This is a genomic window from Photobacterium marinum (assembly GCF_000331515.1).
Taxonomy (GTDB): domain Bacteria; phylum Pseudomonadota; class Gammaproteobacteria; order Enterobacterales; family Vibrionaceae; genus Photobacterium; species Photobacterium marinum.
Genome location: NZ_AMZO01000072.1, coordinates 1 through 728 on the forward strand (window position 1 = coordinate 1; position 728 = coordinate 728).

Here is a 728-nt window from a genome sequence, read left to right on the forward strand (position 1 = left end):
GAAAACAGGATACTTTCCTGCAAGACCACACTCATGTTCCGGCGCAGGGAAACCGGATCGGCGATGGCGAGATCCATCCCGTCAACCAGTACCTGTCCGTGCTGGGGAACGTACAAGCGTTGCAACAGACGGGTCAGGGTACTTTTGCCAGAGCCTGACGGTCCGGTGATCCCGATAAACTGCCCCGGTTCAATGGTCAGTGACAGGTTGGCCAATACTTCTGGCGCATCTTCGTGGTAGCGGAAGCGGATGTTGCTGAATTCAATGCCGCCCTGAAGTTCCGGCACTGATGCCAGCCCCTGTTTGCTGTTTTCTCTTGGCTCATCAAGAATATCGCCGACCCGACGCAGGGCGATCAGGGTATGCTGAAAATCCTGCCAGATCTGGGCCAGGCGCAGTACCGGCTGGGTAACGTGACCGGCCAACATATTGAAGGCAACCAGCTGGCCCGGTGAGAGCTCGCCGTTAAGCACTTCGCTGACGCCCCACCAAAGCAGCAGGGCGGCAGTGAGTTTCTGGATCAATGCGATGCCCTGGCCGGCGATCAGGCCGGATTTCTGAGCATCGAAACTGCGGTTTAGCTGCTGGCTCAGGATGCGCTGCCACTGCTGTAAAAAACGGTGCTCGGTAGCGGTGGTCTTGATTGTTTCGATCCCGGTCACCGCTTCGGTCAGGAAGCTGGTGGCATTGGCATCGGTCTCATATTCGGATTCGACTTTCTTGCGGAT

At 57.0% G+C, this 728-nt stretch carries 1 protein-coding gene; it reads right to left on the reverse strand.

What is annotated here, in order from left to right; all coding sequences use genetic code 11:
* On the reverse strand, positions 1-728 hold a 728-nt coding region (locus C942_RS24170; RefSeq protein ID WP_036801872.1), incomplete at both ends, for an ATP-binding cassette domain-containing protein.